The sequence below is a fragment of the Micromonospora sp. BRA006-A genome, from assembly GCF_033433935.1.
Lineage (GTDB): Bacteria > Actinomycetota > Actinomycetes > Mycobacteriales > Micromonosporaceae > Micromonospora > Micromonospora aurantiaca.
The window spans coordinates 17,987-37,001 of record NZ_JANCLW010000001.1; the positions used below are offsets into that span (position 1 = coordinate 17,987).

Annotated in this window: 18 protein-coding genes and 2 pseudogenes; 13 read left to right on the forward strand and 7 right to left on the reverse strand. The window is 71.3% G+C overall.

Going from position 1 to position 19,015, the window contains the following annotated elements; genetic code table 11:
• Positions 1 to 24 precede the first annotated feature (24 nt).
• Positions 25 to 1,794 carry a proline--tRNA ligase gene (locus NMK34_RS00110; RefSeq protein WP_318331717.1) on the reverse strand — a complete coding sequence of 590 codons (1,770 nt, stop codon included), beginning with the start codon at positions 1,792 to 1,794 and terminating at the stop codon, positions 25 to 27.
• Positions 1,795 to 1,967: 173 nt separating this feature from the next.
• On the opposite strand from NMK34_RS00110, the gene NMK34_RS00115 reads away from it, so the two are divergent.
• From NMK34_RS00115 to NMK34_RS00145, 7 genes and pseudogenes are all read left to right on the forward strand, one after another.
• The gene (locus tag NMK34_RS00115) at positions 1,968 to 2,342 is read left to right on the forward strand and encodes a VOC family protein (protein ID WP_318331718.1); all 375 of its coding nucleotides are present in this window, start codon (positions 1,968 to 1,970) and stop codon (positions 2,340 to 2,342) included.
• Positions 2,342 to 3,115, forward strand: a complete 774-nt coding sequence (locus NMK34_RS00120) for a class I SAM-dependent methyltransferase (RefSeq protein WP_318331719.1) — start codon at positions 2,342 to 2,344, stop codon at positions 3,113 to 3,115. Before NMK34_RS00115 ends, NMK34_RS00120 begins: the two co-directional genes overlap by 1 nt.
• Before the next feature lie 163 nt (positions 3,116 to 3,278).
• Entirely contained in the window at positions 3,279 to 3,836 is a 558-nt protein-coding gene (locus tag NMK34_RS00125; protein ID WP_318331720.1) for a putative immunity protein, read from the forward strand.
• A complete protein-coding gene (locus NMK34_RS00130; protein WP_318331721.1) occupies positions 3,833 to 4,348 on the forward strand; it encodes a putative immunity protein in 516 nt (171 codons plus the stop codon). Before NMK34_RS00125 ends, NMK34_RS00130 begins: the two co-directional genes overlap by 4 nt.
• A gap of 114 nt (positions 4,349 to 4,462) precedes the next feature.
• A pseudogene (locus NMK34_RS00135) lies at positions 4,463 to 4,711 on the forward strand (sigma factor); the annotation flags it as partial.
• 329 nt (positions 4,712 to 5,040) lie between these two features.
• The gene (locus NMK34_RS00140; RefSeq protein ID WP_135242626.1) at positions 5,041 to 6,051 is read left to right on the forward strand and encodes an SMODS domain-containing nucleotidyltransferase; all 1,011 of its coding nucleotides are present in this window, start codon (positions 5,041 to 5,043) and stop codon (positions 6,049 to 6,051) included.
• The gene (locus NMK34_RS00145) at positions 6,048 to 7,853 is read left to right on the forward strand and encodes a ThiF family adenylyltransferase (RefSeq protein WP_318331722.1); all 1,806 of its coding nucleotides are present in this window, start codon (positions 6,048 to 6,050) and stop codon (positions 7,851 to 7,853) included. The genes NMK34_RS00140 and NMK34_RS00145 overlap by 4 nt, the downstream gene beginning before the upstream one ends.
• Before the next feature lie 19 nt (positions 7,854 to 7,872).
• Here the strand turns inward: NMK34_RS00145 and NMK34_RS00150 are convergent, their stop codons facing one another.
• A complete protein-coding gene (locus tag NMK34_RS00150) occupies positions 7,873 to 9,045 on the reverse strand; it encodes an SAVED domain-containing protein (protein WP_318331723.1) in 1,173 nt (390 codons plus the stop codon).
• Between the two features lie 429 nt (positions 9,046 to 9,474).
• On the opposite strand from NMK34_RS00150, the pseudogene NMK34_RS30880 reads away from it, so the two are divergent.
• Positions 9,475 to 9,654: pseudogene (locus NMK34_RS30880) on the forward strand (transposase); the annotation flags it as partial.
• A gap of 95 nt (positions 9,655 to 9,749) precedes the next feature.
• Positions 9,750 to 9,965, forward strand: coding sequence for a hypothetical protein (locus NMK34_RS00155; RefSeq protein ID WP_318331724.1), 216 nt, complete (start codon positions 9,750 to 9,752; stop codon positions 9,963 to 9,965).
• Here the strand turns inward: NMK34_RS00155 and NMK34_RS00160 are convergent.
• Together NMK34_RS00160 and NMK34_RS00165 are read right to left on the reverse strand one after the other, a co-directional pair.
• Positions 9,949 to 11,352, reverse strand: a complete 1,404-nt coding sequence (locus NMK34_RS00160) for a PQQ-like beta-propeller repeat protein (RefSeq protein ID WP_318331725.1) — start codon at positions 11,350 to 11,352, stop codon at positions 9,949 to 9,951. The genes NMK34_RS00155 and NMK34_RS00160 overlap by 17 nt on opposite strands.
• Positions 11,353 to 11,370: 18 nt before the next feature.
• The gene (locus NMK34_RS00165) at positions 11,371 to 12,792 is read right to left on the reverse strand and encodes a hypothetical protein (protein ID WP_318331726.1); all 1,422 of its coding nucleotides are present in this window, start codon (positions 12,790 to 12,792) and stop codon (positions 11,371 to 11,373) included.
• A gap of 340 nt (positions 12,793 to 13,132) precedes the next feature.
• Here NMK34_RS00165 and NMK34_RS00170 point away from each other — a divergent pair, with 340 nt between their 5' ends.
• Genes NMK34_RS00170 through NMK34_RS00180 form a run of 3 tightly spaced genes read left to right on the forward strand, consistent with a single transcriptional unit; the run spans position 13,133 to position 15,295 of the window.
• On the forward strand, positions 13,133 to 13,903 hold the full coding sequence (locus tag NMK34_RS00170; RefSeq protein ID WP_318331727.1) for an SGNH/GDSL hydrolase family protein: 771 nt from the start codon (positions 13,133 to 13,135) through the stop codon (positions 13,901 to 13,903).
• 2 nt (positions 13,904 to 13,905) lie between these two features.
• Positions 13,906 to 14,352: a hypothetical protein gene (locus NMK34_RS00175; protein ID WP_318331728.1), complete on the forward strand. Its 447-nt coding sequence runs from the start codon at positions 13,906 to 13,908 to the stop codon at positions 14,350 to 14,352.
• Positions 14,353 to 14,392: 40 nt separating this feature from the next.
• Complete coding sequence (locus NMK34_RS00180) at positions 14,393 to 15,295, forward strand: sulfurtransferase (protein ID WP_318331729.1); 903 nt, start codon at positions 14,393 to 14,395, stop codon at positions 15,293 to 15,295.
• Positions 15,296 to 15,350: 55 nt separating this feature from the next.
• Here the strand turns inward: NMK34_RS00180 and NMK34_RS00185 are convergent, their stop codons facing one another.
• The 3 genes from NMK34_RS00185 to NMK34_RS00195 are packed head-to-tail and all read right to left on the reverse strand — an operon-like array spanning position 15,351 to position 17,686.
• Entirely contained in the window at positions 15,351 to 16,544 is a 1,194-nt protein-coding gene (locus NMK34_RS00185; RefSeq protein WP_318331730.1) for a hypothetical protein, read from the reverse strand.
• The gene (locus NMK34_RS00190) at positions 16,541 to 17,071 is read right to left on the reverse strand and encodes a SigE family RNA polymerase sigma factor (RefSeq protein WP_318331731.1); all 531 of its coding nucleotides are present in this window, start codon (positions 17,069 to 17,071) and stop codon (positions 16,541 to 16,543) included. The genes NMK34_RS00185 and NMK34_RS00190 overlap by 4 nt, the downstream gene beginning before the upstream one ends.
• Before the next feature lie 15 nt (positions 17,072 to 17,086).
• Positions 17,087 to 17,686 carry a TetR family transcriptional regulator gene (locus NMK34_RS00195; protein ID WP_318331732.1) on the reverse strand — a complete coding sequence of 200 codons (600 nt, stop codon included), beginning with the start codon at positions 17,684 to 17,686 and terminating at the stop codon, positions 17,087 to 17,089.
• Between the two features lie 91 nt (positions 17,687 to 17,777).
• Between NMK34_RS00195 and NMK34_RS00200 the strand changes: the two genes are divergently transcribed.
• Positions 17,778 to 18,917, forward strand: coding sequence for an FAD-dependent monooxygenase (locus NMK34_RS00200; protein ID WP_318331733.1), 1,140 nt, complete (start codon positions 17,778 to 17,780; stop codon positions 18,915 to 18,917).
• Positions 18,918 to 19,015 lie beyond the last annotated feature (98 nt).

Consider the following 19,015-nt stretch of genomic DNA (forward strand, 5'->3'; position numbering starts at 1 on the left):
CTGCGGTACCCGGTGGCGCGATCGCTACACCCCGTCGCGGCGCGTCGCGCCCACCTCGTCGCGCAGGCGCTCCACGATGGCCTCCACCGGCAGTTCGGTGCGCTCGCCGGTGGCCCGGTCGCGCAGTTCCACGTACCCGTCGGCCAGGCGGCGGCCGACCACGACGGCGCGCGGGATGCCGATCAGCTCGGCGTCGGTGAACTTCACCCCGGCGGACACGTGCGTGCGGTCGTCGACAAGCACCCGCAGGCCGGCGGCGGCGAGGCGCCCGCCGAGGTCGAGCGCCGCGTCGAGCTGCGGCCCCTTCCCGGCGGCGATCAGGTGTACGTCGCACGGCGCGACAGCGGCCGGCCAGACCAGCCCTCGGTCGTCGTGGTGCTGCTCGGCCACTGCGGCGACCGCCCGGGACACGCCGATGCCGTAGCAGCCCATCGTGGGCCGGACCGGCTTGCCCTCGGGGCCGAGCACGTCGACCGCGAACGCGTCGGTGTACCGCCGCCCGAGCTGGAAGATGTGCCCGACCTCGATGCCCCGCCGGATGGTCAGCTCGCCGTCGGCGCAGGCCGGGCAGGGATCCCCGGGCCGCACCTCGGCGGCCTCGATCGTGCCGTCCGGTACGAAGTCGCGCCCGCACACCACGTCGGTGGCGTGCCGGCCCGGCTCGTTCGCGCCGGTCAGCCACGTGGTGCCGGGCACCACACGGGGGTCGACCAGGTAGCGGATGCCGTGCTTGGCGAGGATCTGCGGCCCGATGTAGCCGCGGACCAGCTCGGGGTGGGCGTCCCAGTCCTCGAAGACCGCCACCGTGGCCGGGGCGAGTACGGCCTCTACCCGCTTGAGGTCCACCTCGCGGTCGCCGGGCAGGCCGATCACCAGCGGCTCGGCCTGTTCGGCGCCGGGCCGGCGGACGGTGAGGACGACGTTCTTCAACGTGTCGGCGGCGGTCCAGCCGGTGCGCCCGCCGAGCTTCCGCGCCTCGGCCAGCTCGACCAGGGCGGCGATGGTCGGCGTCTCGGGGGTGTCGTGCACCTCGGCGGGCGGATGCGCGTCGGGGTCACCGGCGGCCGGGGCGCGGGTCACCACCGCCTCGGTGTTCGCCGCGTAGTCGCAGGCGGTGCAGCCGACGAACGTGTCCTCGCCGACCGGCGTGGCGGCCAGGAACTCCTCCGACGCGGACCCACCCATCGCGCCGGACATCGCGTGGACGGTGGTGAAGTCCAGGCCGAGCCGGGTGAAGACGCGCTCGTAGGCGGCCCGGTGCCGGTCGTACGCCGCCTGGAGCCCGGCCTCGTCCAGGTCGAACGAGTAGGCGTCCTTCATCAGGAACTCGCGCCCGCGCAGCAGGCCGGCCCGGGGCCGGGCCTCGTCGCGGAACTTCGTCTGGATCTGGAACAGCGTCACCGGGAAGTCCCGGTACGAGGTGAACAGGTCCTTCACCAGCAGCGCGGCCAGCTCCTCGTGGGTCGGCGCGAGCAGGTGGTCGGCGCCCTTGCGGTCGGCGAGCGTGAAGATGTCGTCCCCGTACTCGGTCCACCGCCCGCTGGTCCGGTACGGCTCGGCCGGGAGCAGCGCCGGGAAGTGCACCTCCTGGTCGCCGATCGCGGTCATCTCGTCCCGCACGATCGCGGTGATCCGGTCCAGCACGAGCTTGCCCAGCGGCAGCCAGGTGTAGCCGCCCGGCGCAGCCCGGCGGACGTATCCGGCGCGCAGCAGCAGCCGGTGGCTCGGCACCTCCGCGTCGGCCGGATCCTCGCGCAGGGTCCGGAGCAGCAGGGTCGACATGCGCAGCAGCATTGCCGCAGCTTATGGCGCGAGCGGACGGCCGGGCGACCCCTTTCGGTGTCGGTGAGGACCGATCGTCACCAGCTCGGCGAGGTGGCGGTATCGACACCAGCCGGATGCCGCCACCTCGCCGAGACGGCGCGGACGGGACAGGAAATGTCCTGGGGATCGGATAGGAATGCGGCATGGCTGAGCGACCGCTGATGAAGCTGACCACAACGGTGCTGGACGCACCGTCCGCAGAGGACCTGGCCGCGTTCTACGAGCGGCTGCTCGGCTGGACGCGGCACGAGGAGGAACCCGAGTGGGTCGTCCTCGCCCCGCCGGAGGGCGGCCACTGGCTGGCGTTCCAGGACGAGTCGGCCTACGTGCGGCCCGTGTGGCCGGCCGGTCCCGGTGACCAGCAGATGTCGGTCCACCTGGACATCAAGGTCGACGACCTGGAGGCGGCCGTGGCGTACGCGGTGTCGGTCGGCGCGACGCTGCCCGGCTTCCAGCCGCAGGACGACGTCCGGGTGCTCCTCGACCCGGACGGGCATCCGTTCTGCTTCTACCTCTGATGACGGCCGATGCCACCGCGTCGGCGCGCGCGACCAGCCAGTACGCGACGACGACGGGCAACCTGACCGCCCGCATGGCACTGCACTCCTACGGTACGAACCCGCAGGGCTGGTTCGGCTGGCTGGGCGAGCGGCTTCCGCTGTCCGGCGACGTGCTGGAGGTGGGCGCCGGCACCGGCGAGCTGTGGCACCGGATCGGCCACCGGTCCCGGCTCACCCTCACCGACTTCTCGCCCGCCATGTGCGCGCGGCTGCGCGAGGTGCCCGGCGCGCGGGTACTGCGCTGCGACGCCACTTACCTGCCGTTCCGTGCCGGCGCCGCCGACGTGGTGATCGCCAACAGCATGCTCTACCACCTGGACGACCCGGACGCCGCGCTACGCGAGTTCGCCCGGGTGCTGCGCCCCGGCGGCCGGCTCGCCGTCGCCGTGAACGGCCGCGACCACATGGCCGAGCTGAACACGCTCGGCCCGGTGATCGGGTGTCCCGACCTGGCCGTCCGGTTCCACGACCGCAACGACGTGACCGCCGAGGCGACACCCGCACGGGTCGCCGCCCACTTCGACGAGGTGACTGTCGAGCGCTATCCGGACGAGTTGGTGGTGCCCGCCGCGGAGCCGATCCTGGCGTACGTCGCCAGCATGATCGGGCCGCTCACCGCCGCACAGGAGGCGGCGGCCCGCGCCGCGATCGAGGCCCGCATCGACGCCGAGGGCGCCTTCCGGGTACGCAAGCACACGGTGCTGATCAGCGCGACGCGCGGCTCCCGCTGACCTGGACGAGAAGGCCCGCCAGGCCTGTCCGGGCTCTACCACGAGGCCACCCACGACCTGTTCCGCCTCAACCCGCAGGACGGGCCGACCCGCGCGAGCTGTTCGAGCGGTTCGTCGGCTGGGGCCCGTACCGGCGCGGCATCACCGATACGATGCCCGCGACATGACTGCGCCCGGGGACTTCGACCTGACGATGGACGAGTTGCGCGAGGTGGCGCGGTACGCGGTCCGCCACGCGGAGGACGTCCTCCCGGTCTACGAGCGGGCGGTCCCGGATGACCCGCGTCCCCGCGCGGCTGTCGACGCGGCGTGGACGTTCGCGCGCGGGGCCGCCCGGACGAGACTGCAGCGGGTCACGTCCCTCGACGCGCACCGGGCCGCCCGGTCCGCGCCCACCGAGGCCGCCCGCCTGGCCGCCCGGGCCGCCGGTGACGCCGCGGCGGCCGCGTACCTGCACCCGATCGCGAAGGCCACCCAGGTCGGCCACATCCTGCGGGCAGCCGCCAACGCCGCGCGCGTCGCCGAACTGGAGGCCGGCGGCGACGAGACCGTGGGCACGGCGGTGCTGGACGGGTACCGGCGGCTCGCCACTCCCGTACTGGTCGACGTGCTGCGCCGCTATCCGCCGCTGACCGGCGGTGGCAGCCGGGTCGCCCGGCTGATGAGCACACTGGACCACGACCTGCGCCAGGGCACCGCCGGGCCGGAGGCCGCGTCGTGATCCTGCCGAAGGTCCGCGATCCCCGGTTCACCACGATCCGCCGGGGCGGGACGCTCACCGACGAGCACCACCACCTGCTGGCGCTCTGGGCCGCCACCTGCGCGGAGCACGTCCTCGGTCTGTTCGAGGCGGTCCGGCCGGACGACAGCCGCCCACGTGAGGCGATCGGGCACGCCCGCGCCTGGGTGCGGGGCGAGGTCAGGATGATGGAGGCGCGTGCGGCGGGCGGGCACGCCATGGGCGCGGCCCGGGACCTGCGCGGCGCTGCCCGCAACGCCGCGTACGCCGCCGGTCAGGCCGCCGTCGTGGCCCACGTCGCCGCCCACGAACTCGGCGCCGCCGCGTACGCGATCAAGGCGGTACGCGCGGCGGCGCCCGCCGGTCTCGCCGAGGCGGCCGGGCGGGACGAGTGCCGGTGGCAGCGCGACCAGCTCCCGGCCGAGATCCGCGAGCTGGTCCTTGACGACCAGCGGCTGCGCAACGACATCTGCTGGTCGGTCTTCGACTGCTGACGCCGGCCGGGTCCTGTCGGGAAAGTGCCACAGGTGGCGGCAACCATGGTGCGGGCGGGTGGCGTCTCGGAGGCGTCACGCCGATGCACCACCTGACCCCAAGGACCGGCTCGTGTGGATCTTCTCCTGACTGAGTTCGACCTGTTCGTCCGAACTCGTACGCCCGCGCTACTGCGCTCCGCCTACCCGCTGACCGGCGACCAGCACCTGGCCGAGGATCTCGTCCAGTCCGCGCTGGCCCGTACACACCGTGCCTGGAACCGGTTGCACGAGACCGGCAACGCGGAGGCGTACACCCGGAAGGTCATGTACCACCTGCAGGTCTCCTGGTGGCGGCGCCGCCGGGTGGCCGAGTCGATGCCTCGACTCCTGTCCCCAAAAGTTGTCGTACCCAGCGACTACGCTCAATCGCGCTCGGCAACGAGAGAGCGGCGGCGATGGACTGGCTGGACCTCAACGGAGGACGGGGCGTTCCGCAGGTGGCGTCGCTATTCAGATGCGCGGAGATGTAGATGGCAGATAGCTCCACCCGTTCGAACGACCCGTTGGCAATCCAGCCGCCGGCGCCTTGTGCCGCGCTGCCTGGAGCCCGGGTGCTTCGGTGATTCCTGCCCATCTACAACCGGGAGGTTCCCCGATCACGTCGAGCGTGTCCACGCCCAGTTTTCCGCCTAATTCGCCCGGAGTGGATTTTGAAACACACGGACTACTTCAAAAACTTTCTTGACAAAACTGTCAACCTGTCCAAGTTCAAGCTTGAGTTGCTGACCGAGCGGGTAGACAGCATCTACGGCGTCCTGAAGGACGACGAGGATCTCGGTCCGCTGATCAAGAAGAAGATCCCGCAGGGCTCTTGGCCCCAGAGGACCATCATCAACCCGCAGAACGGGAAGCCGTTCGACGCTGACTTCATGGTGCAGATGGTCGAGGACCCCGACTGGGCCGACGACCTGAGGAAGTACGGCGATGCGATTTACAAGGTGATCCACAACATGTCGCCCTACAAGGACATGCCGCATGGCCGGAAGTGCCGGTGCGTCTACGTCACCTACGCGAACAACGCGATGCACGTCGACATCGTTCCGTTCGTGGTCCGCGCTGACGGGACTCAGTGGATCATTAACCGAGACACCAACGTGTGGGAGCGCACCGACACCGACGGTTTCACTAGCTGGATGAAAGAGAAGGACGCGATCGCGGGAAACCATCTTCGTGAGGTCATCCGCATCATGAAGTTCTTGCGCGATCACAAGAACTCGTTCACCGGGACAAAGTCGATCCTGCTCACGACAGTGCTGGGTATGCAGGTCGAAGCCTGGCGCAAAGTCCTGGAGCCCGGATATTACGCGGACCTACCGACCGCGCTGCTGCACATCGTCTCCGACCTCGACAAGTGGCTTCAGGCTAACCCGACCAAGCCAGTGATCATGGACCCGTCCGGTTCGGGCACCTCGTTCGACCACCGGTGGTCGCAGGAGACCTACGCGTATTTCCGGGACCGCATCCACACTCACGCCGCCGAGATCAAGGCCGCCTACGATGAGACCGACTTCGACGAGAGCGTGAAGAAGTGGCAGGGCTTGTTCGGTGACGGCTTCACGGCCCCGAGTTCCTCTACGTCGAGCGGGAAGTACAGCACCGTAGGAACGGGTGCCGGCACGGCCGGCGCCGCAACCGTCAACCTCTCCGGAAGAGCGGGGTGAGTAAGCGGGGCCTCAGCGACTGGCAACGCCAGGTACTGGCCGAGCTAAATGCCATCGCGGAAGCGTTCCCGAGAGACGTCGAAGTGATGGGACGCCATCGCATTGACCAATCCGGGGCATTACGGTTGCGCCTGCGGCTTTGGACCGCCGACCTTCCTCGCGTTGCTCGCGGCATGCCGTTGGGCGAGCATGAGGAGTTCATCGTCACCGTCGGGGCGTCCAGTCTGACACCGCCACGTGTAGAGGTCGATCACCTTCGGTTTCTTCATCATGCGCACGTACTCCAGGGACATCGCCTGTGCCTCTACCTCGACCCGTCGAGGGAGTGGGACCCGATCAACGGCTTTGGCGGTTTCCTCGACCGCCTTGTCGACTGGCTCGCCGACGCGGCGGGCGGTCGTTTCGACGCCCAAACCGCGCTGTACCACGCCGTCGGCGGCGTGCTTCACGCGGCCGACGGCGCTCCCACCGTCGTCGTGCGAGACACGATTCAAACCGGCAAGCGCGCGCGCCACGCATGGCTGGTGGCTCGCACGCCGCACCGATTCGACCTGCACCTCAACCGTCCCGCAGAGCCCGACCAAGGCGACCACATCCCCGTAGTCATACTCGACGCCGATCTCCCCTTCGGCGCAGGGATTGATCTCGGCGCGCTTCTGCAGACGGTCGACGACCCCTACCATGGCCGTCCTGTCCCCGACGGAGCGTTCCTGCAGCGGCGCAGCACCTCCCGCACTTCAGCGGCGATGTTGACCGTGCTCGGGGCAAGCGCCATCCGAAAGGCCACCGGCACACCGCAACGAATACTCATCGCTGTCCCTCACCCGACTGGCGGCCCTCCGCACCTGCTCGCCGCAAGCATCCCGGGCATCGGAGCCGATCACATCCGAACACTCGTCAAGGCGGGCAGGAAGAAGAGTTCCATGATCGACATCGATCCGGTAAAGATTGACCCGGCGACGCCGCTGGAGTGGTTGCCGGTCTCTGACGAGCGTGAGGAGGTCACGACACGTCGCGACTCGGCGCGGCCGGTCGCCGCTTACGCGGGTAGGACAGCTCACGTCTGGGGCTGCGGTGGCCTCGGCTCATGGATCGCGGAGTATCTCGTCCGCGCTGGAGCAAAGAAGGTCATCCTGTGCGACCCGGGCACCATCTCAGGCGGCCTCTTGGTCCGACAGAACTTCGTGGAGGCCGATGTCGGCAACACGAAGGTCGAAGCGCTTGCTCAGCGTCTGCGCGCCATCAGTGACACGGTCGAGGTAGTTGCGACACGGGCCCTGGTCCCCGGCGAAGAGGATCTCGCCGAGGCTGACCTGATCATCGATGCCACCGTCAGCATTGCGATCAGCCGACTTCTCGACAGTTTCGCTGCCGCTTCTGACCAGCGGCCGGTGATGGCCCAGGTAGCTGTCGACGCTCGGACAGGAACGCTAGGCATCATGACTGTTTCGATGCCGCCACTGAGGGCTGGCCCACTGACCATTGACCGGAAAGCTGGAGCGCAAATCCTCCAGGATGGAGCGCACGAGGCATTCCACTGCCTGTGGAAGACTTCGGCATCTGGCGACGAGATCATCCCAACGCGAGGATGCTCGACACCTACGTTCCACGGGTCTGCCGCCGACCTGGCCGGGGTGGCCGGGAGTCTGACCAGCATTCTCGGCGCTCATCTGAACGCCGGAACGGCCGTCTCCGGCACGCACCTGATCTCGCTCCCGCACGGCGAAGCCGGGCCATTGCGCGCCTTCGTGCCGGCCCAGGCGCCAGCCCTCGGAAGGACGCCGGCCGACGACGCTGATTGAGGACCCACCGGTCCTCCTTTCACCCGTTGATCACGAGCACACCTTCATACGAATCGCGGCCGCGTTCATAGACTGTCACTGGCGGGTGGGCGTCCCGCATGACCGCGCGGCCGGCCTCAATGGCAACCGAGACCGGCGCCGACGCGACGAGGTGCCACCGTCGTGCGGCCGGGTACCGCGACTCGGCAGTGGCGAGAGCTGCTCGCCATTGCTCGGCGAAGTTGGCCAGCGATTGCTCGTGCGAAATCAATGTAGGGTCCGGAGGAATGTCGACCGGTCGGATCTCAACACGCGGCGCTCCTGCGATCTCGTCAGGCAAAAACGCCAGATTCACGTCACTCGTGATCGCACACACGAGCACGACGTCCTCGACGTCGCCCTGTGAGTTGGTAGCAGACACCTCAAACTCCACCGGCTCACCCTGATTCGTCCAAGACCAACCGACGAACTGATCTCGGTGCTTCTGGAAAATCCGGGTCGGCGTCTTGTCGTCCAGTTGCCAACCCAGGTAAACAAGCAGCGGGATCGGCGCGATCGCAAAGACAGATATGTGCTCGACATCGCCGCTGTCGACGGCCTGGCGCACGAGATTCAACGTATCGTCGATAGCCTGCTGGCCCGCATCCCAGAATCCGCGGCCTCCTGCTGCACCGTGGATGCGGCACGTGAAGTCGCCGCTCCGCTGGGTTTCAACAAGGCCGAGGTAATTTACCGCCAAGAGCGTCTCCCCGACCTCACGCTGGGAAGCGAGCGCGAGCGAGCCTCGGATTTGACTGCCGACGCGGAGCGCTGCGGTCCGGGTCAACCCGCCGTTCTCGGTGACCATCTCAATACGCCGTTCGAACGACTCCTTGATCTCGCGAAGTTTCTCGGGAGGAAAGAAGTCGATGTGTTCGGGATGATCGATGACCTTGTGACAGTCGTGGCACAGGAGGAGTAGATTCTCCTCGGACTCGGTATCCACGACTCCGTCGTCATCCTTGCGGCGCGGCGAGCCGGAGCCTTCGGTGGCACCGATGTTGTGCGCGAGTTCGGCAAGAAGGACCGAGTGAAAGTACGTTCTGGAGTCACCGAGAAGACGTCGGTTACAGATCGTGCACCGACCTGCCGTACGTGCCCACAGGGCATTGCGGACGGTGTCCTTGATGGCGCCGCGCTTGATGGTCGTGTCGCGCCGATCGGCAGTAGTCACGGTGAGCCTTGCTGTAGTCGACGAGGGTGGTGTCCTAGCGTGGTCTCGATTGAGGCTCGCCGCCTACACCTGTGATGACGGCGGGTGCACGAGTCTCCGACTCAACCCCTTCCGCCTACTGAGATATGCGTCACTCGATGTGACCAGTCCTGAAAGTTTATTCAGCGGCGAGTGGGCGGATCCGAAAGGACTGGGAGCGACCTGAGCGGACTGAATAGCACTCCACCGGACTGGAGTCAAGACCTGGTGGCCGTTCCGCCCGGAATTGGGGCTTGACTCGACGGGTGTTTCCGGGGCGTACTGGTCGTACGTCCCGCATCGCCAGCTGGCGCGGGCAGCCACAGAAGGGGGCGGGCAGGCACTCCTGAGGTTCCCCCGGTAGCTCGGCGGCTTTCGATCATGCTCTGATGGAGCTAAAGGGAGTCATCCGTGGCAGCACCGGAGAAGTACCCCGATGAGCTGCGTGAACGTGCGGTGCGTTTGTATCGGGAGTCGGACCCGAAGCCCGTGATCCGCCAATTGGCCCGCCAGCTTGGGGTGCATCACGAGGCGTTGCGGAACTGGATCCGTCAGGACGAGGCCGACCGAGGTCAGCGTGACGACCGGCCGACCAGCGGGGAGTTGGAGGAGTTGCGCCGGCTGCGGCGGGAGAACGCCGAGTTGAAGCGGGCGAATGAGATCCTCAAGGCCGCCTCGTCAACGCCGTGCTCGACACCCGGACCGGCGCGGAGGTGCCGCTGCCGCTGGGCGGACGTCAACTGCGGCAGGTCTTCTTCCAGCCGGACGGGTCGATGGTGGTCCGAGTCCGCAGCGGTGACCGCTACACGGTGGTACTGGTGAACGCGACCGGCAGGAAGATCACGGAGCGGGCGGAGCCCTCGGCTCTGCGGGACATGCAGATCGTCAGCGCAGCACGGTGATCGCCGCGTCCGCCGTGACCTGCTTCCACGGCACCAGCACCACAGTGCCGTCGCGTTCCAGCACCTTCGCGTCGCTGCCCTCGGTGCCGGCTGACAGCGGTGCCTCGGCCACCACTGTGACCTCGCCGGTGGCCGGGTCGATCCGGACCAGCCGCGGTGCGAGGTCACGCCGGTCGCCCACCTCCCACGCCAGCACGCCCTGCTCGTCGAGGCGGACGAGTTCCACCTCGCTGTCGGTGTGCCCGGACGACACCCAGCGCCGCTTCCCGGTGGCCAGGTCGATCGCCACCACCTGGTTGGCCTGGCGCATCTTGCCGCCCACCGGAGAGGCCTCGGTCGGCAGGTAGAGCGTGTCCGCGTCGGCCAGGTACGGCCGGATCCCCGGCCCGCTGACCGTGTTGGAACGGTTGACCGGCAGGTCGCTGAACCGCGTACCGTCGACGGGGTTGCCGAACGTGGCGCGCGCCCTGCCGGTGGCGTCGCGCGCGACGAACGTCCCGGTGTTCAGACCGGGCAGGCCGACCAGCGGGTCGACGCTCAGCACCCCGTCGCTCTGCTGCGCGGCAGGCAGTTGCTGCTGCCAGCGCGCCTTGCCGGTGGCCGGGTCCAGGCCGAGCAGCGCGCCCCGGTCGCCGTCGCAGAGCGCGGTGACGACGGCCTGGTCCCCGGCGGCCTGCGCGTCGGTCAGGCGGCAGTCGCGGCCGGGCAGCAGCCGGTCGGCGTCGGTCTGCCACAGCCGTTTGCCGTCGGCCAGCGCGTAGCCGAGCACGTTCTCGCCACTGCGGACGACCACCTGGCCGGCGGCCACCGACAGGTCCGGGGCGACGATCTCGGACCGGCCCGTCCGGCGTTCGACGGGGAACGTCGCCCGCCACGTCTGCGTGCCGGCGGCAGCGTCGAACCCGACGAGCGTGTCGCACGAGTCGGCGGAACCGAGCGCCACCACGCCCCGCCCCTCGGCCAGCGTCTGCGCGGCCGCGCACAGCGAGGTCGCCTGCGGCGCGGGCACGCCCCACGCCTGCGCACCGTCGTCGAGCCGGTAGGCGATGACGCCGTCCGGCTGGGCCCGTACCACCGCGTCGCCGATCAGCCAGGCGCCGAACATGTCCTGCCCGTCGTACGTCTTCAGCCCGTTGCGCTGGAGTTCCGGGAAGTCGAGCACCCACGCGGTACGCAGCTTCTTCCCGTCGTCACCGCCGCCGACCAGCCGGGACACGCCGTAGGCGGTGCCGGCCGCGACCGCGAGCACCGCCACCAGGCCACCGGCGACCAGCAACGCCACGCGTCCGCGCCGCTTCGGCGCAGCCGGCGGCGCACCGACTGGATCCGGCCGGCCCGCCGGTGGGTACGCGGGCGGCGGCTGCTGGTGCTGATGCTGGTACGTCATCGGTCGTCTCCGTTCCCGTCAGCGCGCCTGCGCGCGGACGTAGTCGGCCCAGCCGGCCTGGAACTCGTCGAGCGACACGCCCAGCACGTCCCGGGCGGCGCGGTCGGTCGGGGTGCCCGCGTAGACGGCCTCGACGAAGCGGAACAGCTTCGGCTCACCGTGCTTCTCGGCGAGGTGGTTCATCGCGGTGTGCCCGAGCCAGTAGTGGAAGCTCAGCCGGCCGGGGTCGTCCCAGTCGCCGTTGCCGGGCAGTGTGCCGTTCCACCCGTCGCGGACCAGCTTCCGGGCCTGCGCGGTGCGTTCGCTGGCACCGAGCGGGCGGCCGTGGAAGGCCATGTACTCGGCGAAGCCCTCGACCACCCACTCGTCGAGCTTGCTGAACTCGTCCACGGCGGCCAGGTCGGTGCGGGGCGTCATCATCGAGTGCGCGATCTCGTGCCGCAACACCATGCGGGCGTCGTTGTCCCCGCCGGAGCGGGCGAAGTAACTGTCGCTGGTGTCCACCACGATGCGGGTGCCGCCGATCGTGGCCGTGCCGTCCGTTCGCTCGGCCGCGACCATGCCCAGCGAGAAGCCCGCCTCGGTGGCCTTCTCGGTGCCGATCCGGTAGAGCGAGGTCATCTCGTCCTTGCCGACGGCGAGCGTGACGACGAACTTGTCCGACACCGGGCCGGGCGGCGCGTTGGCCCGCCACACGGCCAGGTTGCCCGTCACCGACCTGTCGACGGCCGGGGCGTACCGCCTCGCCAGGTCGGCCCGCGCCGCGTCGGTGATGATCAGGGCGTACGGGGTCCGCTCGACGTGGATGTCCCGCCACTTGTCCCACGGCCCGGGGTAGTAGACGGTCTTCGAGCCGCCGCTGCCGGCGGCCGGCGCGCCGGTCACAGCGGTGACCCGGATCGGCGCGTCCCGGCCGGCGCGGACGATCGTCCAGCGGTACCACTCGGCGACCGGGGCCCGGTCGAAGCCGTCCAACTGGTGCACGAAGGAGACGTCGAGCTGGAACGTGACGCCCTGCCCGAAGGCGTCGGCGGCGCGGCCCTGCCGCTCGACCGTCTCGTAGCGGGCCACCGACAGCGGCAGCTTCGCCAGGTTGCGGAACAGCTGGGTCTGCCCGGTGATCAGCTCCTTGCGGGCCGGGTCGAACGCGGCCAGGTAGCCGTCCAGGTCCTTGGCCGCGAGCGCCTTGCTGTGCCGGTCGAGCAGTGCGGTCAGCTCGGCGTTCGTGACGGTGACGCCGTTCGCGCCGGCTGCCGCCTTCGGTGCCGGGCCGTCCTCGTCGTCGCCGCGCAGGCCCAGCCCGACGCCGACCGCCGTGCCGGTGCCGACCGCCAGCGCGAGCGCCCCCGCCGCGAGCCCGATCCAGAGCCCTCGGCGGGACTTCGGCTTCGGTGGCGGTCCCGGCGGGTACGCCGGCCATGCTCCCGGCTGCCCGGGCACGGGCGGCGGCCCGGAGGGGCCTGCGGCCGGAGCCGGTCCGTTGCCTGGAGGTGGCCAGCCCGCCGCCGGTGGGTGCCCCTGCGTCATGTGGTTCCTCGCTCGTGCCGTGTGCGGGACCGGCCGGACGGTTCGCCCGGCCGGATGACGGCAGACATCATCCCCGGTCCGGGCGACGGATTCTGCCCCGCCGGTCGTGTCCGGCGGATTTGTCCCCTCGGGTGGCTGTCGTGAACAGGACGTCGAGACATCCGCCACGTCCGGGGTTCAGGGCCAGCGGGACCGGTCCGCGCGGTGACAGACTGTGCGACGCACTTCTGCCGGGACGTCTGAGGGAGGCGCCGTGCGCTGGCGCAGCTACGTGGCGGTGGGCGACAGCTTCACCGAGGGCATGGACGACGCGTATCCGGACGGCAGCTACCGGGGCTGGGCCGATCTGGTCGCCACCCGTCTCGCCGTCGAGGCCGGGCCGGACTTCGGCTACGCCAACCTGGCGATCCGGGGCCGGCTGTTCCCCAACGTGGTGGCCGAGCAGGTGCCGTCCGCGCTGGCCATGAAGCCCGACCTGATCAGCTTCGCGGCCGGTGGCAACGACGTGCTGCGCCGCAGCTTCGACCCGGACACGTTCGTCCCCCGCTTCGACTCGGTCGTGCAACGGCTGCGGTCCGGCGGCAGCGACGTGGTGCTGTTCCGGTTCGCCGACGTGATGGCCCGGCTGCCCGGCCAGCGCCTGGTGGCACCCCGGGTCGCGCTGCTCAACCGGGCGGTCGGCGAGGTGGCCGAGCGGCACGGCGCGATCCTGGTCGACCTGTACGCCGACGATACCTACCTCAATCCGCTGCTCTGGAGCACCGACCGGCTGCACCTGTCGGCCGCCGGGCACCGCCGGGTCGCCGCCCAGGTGCTCACCGCGCTCGGCGTCGGCTGCGACGAGGAGTGGCTGATGGTCCCGCCGCACCCGGCGCCCAGCCCGTGGCTCGCCGCGCGCGCCGCCGACCTGCGCTGGGCCGGCCGGCACCTGGCACCGTGGATCAAGCGCCGGCTGACCGGGCGGTCCTCCGGCGACTTCATCACCGCCAAGCGGCCGGTGCTCGGGCCGGTCGACGCCGACTGAGCGTGCGTACCGTCCACGCCGCCGACCTGCTGCGGTTGACACCAGACGACCCACCCCGCGCCGGGCTCGCCGTCGTGGTCGCCGGTGACCGGGTCGAGGCGATCGTGCCCACGGCCGAGCTGTCCGGCGCGTACCCCGGGGTGCGGGTGCGGCGGTGGGCCGGCACGCTCGGGCCGGCGCTCGTGCACGACGGACCGCTGCCGCCGGCACCCACGCCCCGCGAGCGGGTGCACGCGCTGTTCCGGCTCGGCGTGGCCGCCGTGCTCGACGAGCACGTCACCGACCCGGCGCTGCGCTCCGCCGCGGCCCGCAACGAGGTGACGGTGCTGCCCGCCGCCCGGCCGCCCGCGCTCGTGACCGGCGGGCGCGCCGACCTCGCCGTGTTCGACGCGGACGGCTCGTGCCTGGCGACTGTGGTCGCCGGCCGCCTGGTGCACCGCCGCGCCTGACCGGCACCGTGCTCCGCGGATCCGGCGTACCTTGGGGATCATGCCTGTGCCGAGCGATCCGCATCCCCGCCTCCAGTCGTACGCCGACCCGCAGCGCCTGGTCACCACCGAGTGGCTGGCCGAGCACCTGGGCGACGAAGGGCTCGTGGTGGTCGAGTCCGACGAGGACGTGCTCCTCTACGACACCGGCCACATCCCCGGCGCCGTCAAGGTCGACTGGCACACCGAACTCAACGACCAGGTCACCCGCGACTACCTGGACGCCGCGAGCTTCGCCGAGCTGTGCGCCGCGAAGGGCATCGGGCGGGACGACACAGTCGTCTTCTACGGCGACAACTTCAACTGGTGGGCCGCGTACGCCCTCTGGGTCTTCTCCCTCTTCGGTCACCAGGACGTGCGGCTGCTCGACGGCGGCCGGCAGAAGTGGATCGCCGAGGGACGCGAGCTGACCCGGGACAAGGTGGGCCGGCCCCGCGCCTCGTACCCGGTGCCGGAGCGCAACGACGCGCCGATCCGGGCGTACCGGGAGCAGGTCATGGCGCACGTGGCGGCCGGTCGGCCGCTGGTGGACGTGCGGTCGCCCGGTGAGTACACCGGCGAGATGCTGCACATGCCGGACTACCCGCAGGAGGGCGCGCTGCGCGGCGGGCACATCCCGGGCGCGGTGAGCAAGCCGTGGAAGTCCGCCGCGAACGACGACGGCACGTTCAGGTCCGCCGACGAGCTGCGCGCCGTCTACGCCGACCAGCTCGGGTTGAGTCCGTCCGACGACGTGGTGGCGTACTGCCGGATCGGCGAGCGGTCCAGCCACACCTGGTTCGTGCTGCACCACCTGCTCGGGTTCCCGCAGGTGCGCAACTACGACGGCTCGTGGACCGAGTGGGGCAACCTGGTCCGGGCCCCCGTCGTGAAGGGCGACCAGCCCGGCGGCCTGACCCGCTGAGCGTCCCGGCCGGTCCCGCCGTCACCACGGCGGGACCGGCTGCGTTCCAGGCTGGTCAGCGGGCGGCTATCGACAGCCGGCCGGGGACGTCGCTCGCCACCCAGTCGACGGTGCCGGTCTCCGGCCGCCACCGGGCCAGCCCGGCGTCGTAGCGGAACAGCAGGTCGCCGTCGGCGGTCCAGCCGTACACCTCGCAGCACCCCTTGGCCCGGTCCTCGCGCCCGAGGTCGAGCAGGCGGGTCACCGCCCCGGTACGGGCGTCCAGCACCGCCACACCCTCCGCGCCGCTCATCGTGCCGGCGGCACCCGCGGTGGTGGTCCACCCGGCCTGGCCGATCCGGTCGCCGCGCTGCCAGCCCCGCCCGTAGACCTCGTTCAGCTGGTAACCAGGGGGAAGCTCCCCGGTGGTCACCGGCCGTCGCTCCGGCGCGCCACCGGAGGCGGGGAACCGGCGTACGGCCAGGCCGCCGTCCCCGGACCAGCCGCCCACAGTGAACAGGTCACCGGACCGGGCCGGTTCGGGCACGACGAGCGTCCACGGGTCGACCGGGAGCTTCCGCGCCGACCCTGTGCGCCGGTCCAGCTCGTACGTGGTGTCGTTGTCCCCGACCAGCAGCCGGTCCCCGGCCCAGACCACGTGTTCCAGGTAGCCGGTGAGCGGATAGCGGCGGACCGCGCCGTCGGTCAGGCCGACCACGACGACCTCACCGGTCTGCGCGAACGCGGCGGTCCGGCCGTCCGGCGACAGGCTGCCCGGCTTGAGCGGAGTGGCCTCGTTGCCCTCGGCGTCGCGGGTGGGCGCGAGCGTCACCACGTCGAGTTCGCGGACCATACCGTCGTCACCCAGAACCCGGACCGGGCCGGCGTCGCCGGTCTCCGGGTCGACCGGCTGGTACAGCGCCAGCGCCCGGCTCACCGGCCGGTCGGAGAGGCGGTAGGCCACCCGGTCGCCGAGCCGGCCCAGCGGGTCGCCCGCCTCGCCGAGCCGGTCCGGGGGCCGCTGCACCACAGGCGCGCTCGGCACCGCCGTCACCGTCGGGCTCGGCGGTGCCGCCGGTGGCGGGCCGGAGCGGTGCAGGAGCGCTGTCGTACCGCCGCCGAGCAGGACCACGGCGACGGCTGCGGCGCCGGCGGCCCGGCGGGCGCGGCGGACCCGTCCGGCCCGCTCCCATCCGGCCCCGGCGGGCCGGGTCGGCCGGATCTCCTCGGCGGCCCGGGTCAGCAGCCGGGTCAGCTCGGGTTCGCTCACGGGTTCGCCTCCATCCCGGTCACCAGGCCGTCTCCGGACGTGCCGGGGGCGGGTACGACGTCGCGCAGCTTGCGCAGCGCGTCGTGGCACTGGCTCTTGACGGTGCCGACGGTGACGCCGAGCGCCTCGGCGGTGGCGACCTCGGTCAGGTCCTCGAAGTAACGCAGCACCACCACGGCCCGCTGGCGGGGCGGCAGCCGGTCCAGCGCCGCGCGCACGGTGAGCCGCAGCGCGGCGTCGGTGTCACTGCCCGGCCGGTCGGGTGGGTACGCGCTGAGCCACTCGCGTCGCCGCCGTCGCCACCAGGAGACGGCGTCGCGGTAGAGGATGGCGCGCACGTAGGCGGCCGGGTCGCCGTCGCGCACCGACGACCAGCGCAGCGCCAGCTTGAGCAGCGCGTCCTGGAGCAGATCCTCGGCCTGGTGGCGGTTTCCGCAGATCAGGTACGCGGCGCGCAGCAGCCGGTGCTGGTGCGACTCGACGAAGGCGAGGTAGTCCGCCCGTCCGTCGTCCGCGTCACGCCCCATCCGGCTCCTCCTCCGTCACCGGCCAGACGCGCGGGACGGGGGTAAAGGTTGGGTCAGGTAGCGCTGAATCGTCGGGCCGACCCAGTCGGCCAGTTCCTCGGGGTCGAGGTCTGCCACGGGTGGCAGCCGGACGACGTAGCGGGTGAGCGCGAGCCCGAGGATCTGGCTGGCCACCAGGCCGGCCCGGCGGTCGGCGGTCGCCGGGTCGGCACCGGTTCGGGCCACCGCGACGGCGAGCTGGCCGGCGAAGATCCCGCGCATCCGTTCGGCCGCGCCGGGGTTGGTGGCGGCGGCCCGGAGCAGGGCGACGAGTGTCCCGTCCGCCTCCCAGCGGCGTACGAAGTGCCGGGTCAGTGTCTCGCCGAGCCGGTCCGGCGGCACCTCGGTCAGGTCGGGCAGGCGCAGGTCGAACTCGGCCGCCGCGGCGAACAGCCCCTCCTTGCTGCCGTAGTAGCGCATCACCATCGACGGGTCGATGCGGGCGTCGGCGGCGATGGCCCGGATGGTGGCCCGGTCGTAGCCGTCGGCGGCGAAGCGTTCCCGGGCGGCGCGCAGGATGGCCGCCCGGGTGGCGTCGGAGCGGCGGGTGCGGGTGGCGGGTTCGGTCACGTCCACGACTGTAGGCCAACACGTGTTGACATCGGCTCTACAGTGAAGCCAACACATGTTGGCAAACAGTTGTTGACCGAACCCGGAGGTGGAAGCGATGCTGCCCGTACGCACCGACGTCCTCGTGGTGGGAGCCGGGCCGACCGGCCTGGCCGTGGCGGTCACGCTCGCCCGGCACGGGGTGACCGCGACAGTCGTCGACCGGCTCGCCGAGCCGCCCGTCACCTCACGCGCCGCGGTCGTGCACGCCGGCACCCTGGAGGTGCTGGACCGGATCGGGGTCGCCGCGCCGCTGGCCGCGCGAGGGCTGCACTCGGCCCGGTTCAGTGTCCGCGACCGGGACCGGGTGCTGGTCACCGTCCCCTTCGACAGGTTGCCGTCGCGTTATCCGTACGCGCTGCTGATCTCCCAGGCCGACACCGAGGCGGTGCTCACCGACCGGCTCACCGCGCTCGGCGGGCGCGTGCTGCGGCCGTACGAGATGACCGGCCTGGACCTCGACGGCGACGGCGCGCTCGCGCGCTTCGACGGCGGCCGCACGGTCCGGGCGCGCTGGGTCGTCGGCGCGGACGGGATGCACAGCCGGGTCCGCGAACTCGCCGGCATCGGTTTCGGCGGCCCGGCCGACCCCGGTGAGTCGTTCCTGCTCGCCGACGTCCACGTGGACAGCGCGCTCCCGCGCGACCAGGTGAGCCTCTTCCTCTCCCGCCGGGGCCCGCTGGTCTGGGCGCCACTGCCCGACGGCACGGTCCGGCTGGTCGCCACCGTGGACGACGCACCGCGCGACCCGCAGGCGCACCACTTCCAGGCGCTGCTCGACGAGCGCGGCCCGGCGCGCCGGCCGGACCGGGTGACAGGCATGGCGTGGGCGTCCCGGTTCCGGATCCACCACCGGATCGCGAGCACCTACCGTTCCGGGCCGGTGCTGCTCGCCGGGGACGCCGCGCACGTGCACAGCCCGGCCGGTGGGCAGGGCATGAACCTCGGCCTGCGGGACGCGGTCGCGCTCGGCGACGCGCTCGCCGCCGGTCCGCAGGCCCTCGACGGGTACGCCGCCGACCGCCGCCCCCGCGCCGAGGAGGTGCTCGGCTTCGCCGCCGGCCTGACCCGCCTGGCCGCCGCCCCACCGCCCCTCCGCCCGCTGCGCAACCTGCTGCTCCGCCTGGTCTCCACCGTCCCCCCGGCCCGCCACCGCATCGCCACCCGCCTCGCGGGCTTCGAACCCCCACCCCACTGATCTTGCAGTTGTGGCCCTGGACGGGTCCACTTTGTGCGTGTTCGGCCGGGCGGACGGTGCACGATCGGCGGGGAGGCGAGCGGGAACGGGCGGGGTGA

Excerpts from the sequence above, each read along its gene's own strand:
- NMK34_RS00115 (WP_318331718.1), top strand. The coding sequence starts at position 1,968 with ATGGCTGAGCGACCGCTGATGAAGCTGACCACAACGGTGCTGGACGCA.
- NMK34_RS00120 (WP_318331719.1), top strand. The coding sequence starts at position 2,342 with ATGACGGCCGATGCCACCGCGTCGGCGCGCGCGACCAGCCAGTACGCG.
- NMK34_RS00110 (WP_318331717.1), bottom strand. The coding sequence starts at position 1,794 with ATGCTGCTGCGCATGTCGACCCTGCTGCTCCGGACCCTGCGCGAGGAT.
- NMK34_RS00190 (WP_318331731.1), bottom strand. The coding sequence starts at position 17,071 with ATGGGGCGTGACGCGGACGACGGACGGGCGGACTACCTCGCCTTCGTC.
- NMK34_RS00160 (WP_318331725.1), bottom strand. The coding sequence starts at position 11,352 with ATGACGTACCAGCATCAGCACCAGCAGCCGCCGCCCGCGTACCCACCG.
- NMK34_RS00200 (WP_318331733.1), top strand. The coding sequence starts at position 17,778 with ATGCTGCCCGTACGCACCGACGTCCTCGTGGTGGGAGCCGGGCCGACC.
- NMK34_RS00125 (WP_318331720.1), top strand. The coding sequence starts at position 3,279 with ATGACTGCGCCCGGGGACTTCGACCTGACGATGGACGAGTTGCGCGAG.
- NMK34_RS00180 (WP_318331729.1), top strand. The coding sequence starts at position 14,393 with ATGCCTGTGCCGAGCGATCCGCATCCCCGCCTCCAGTCGTACGCCGAC.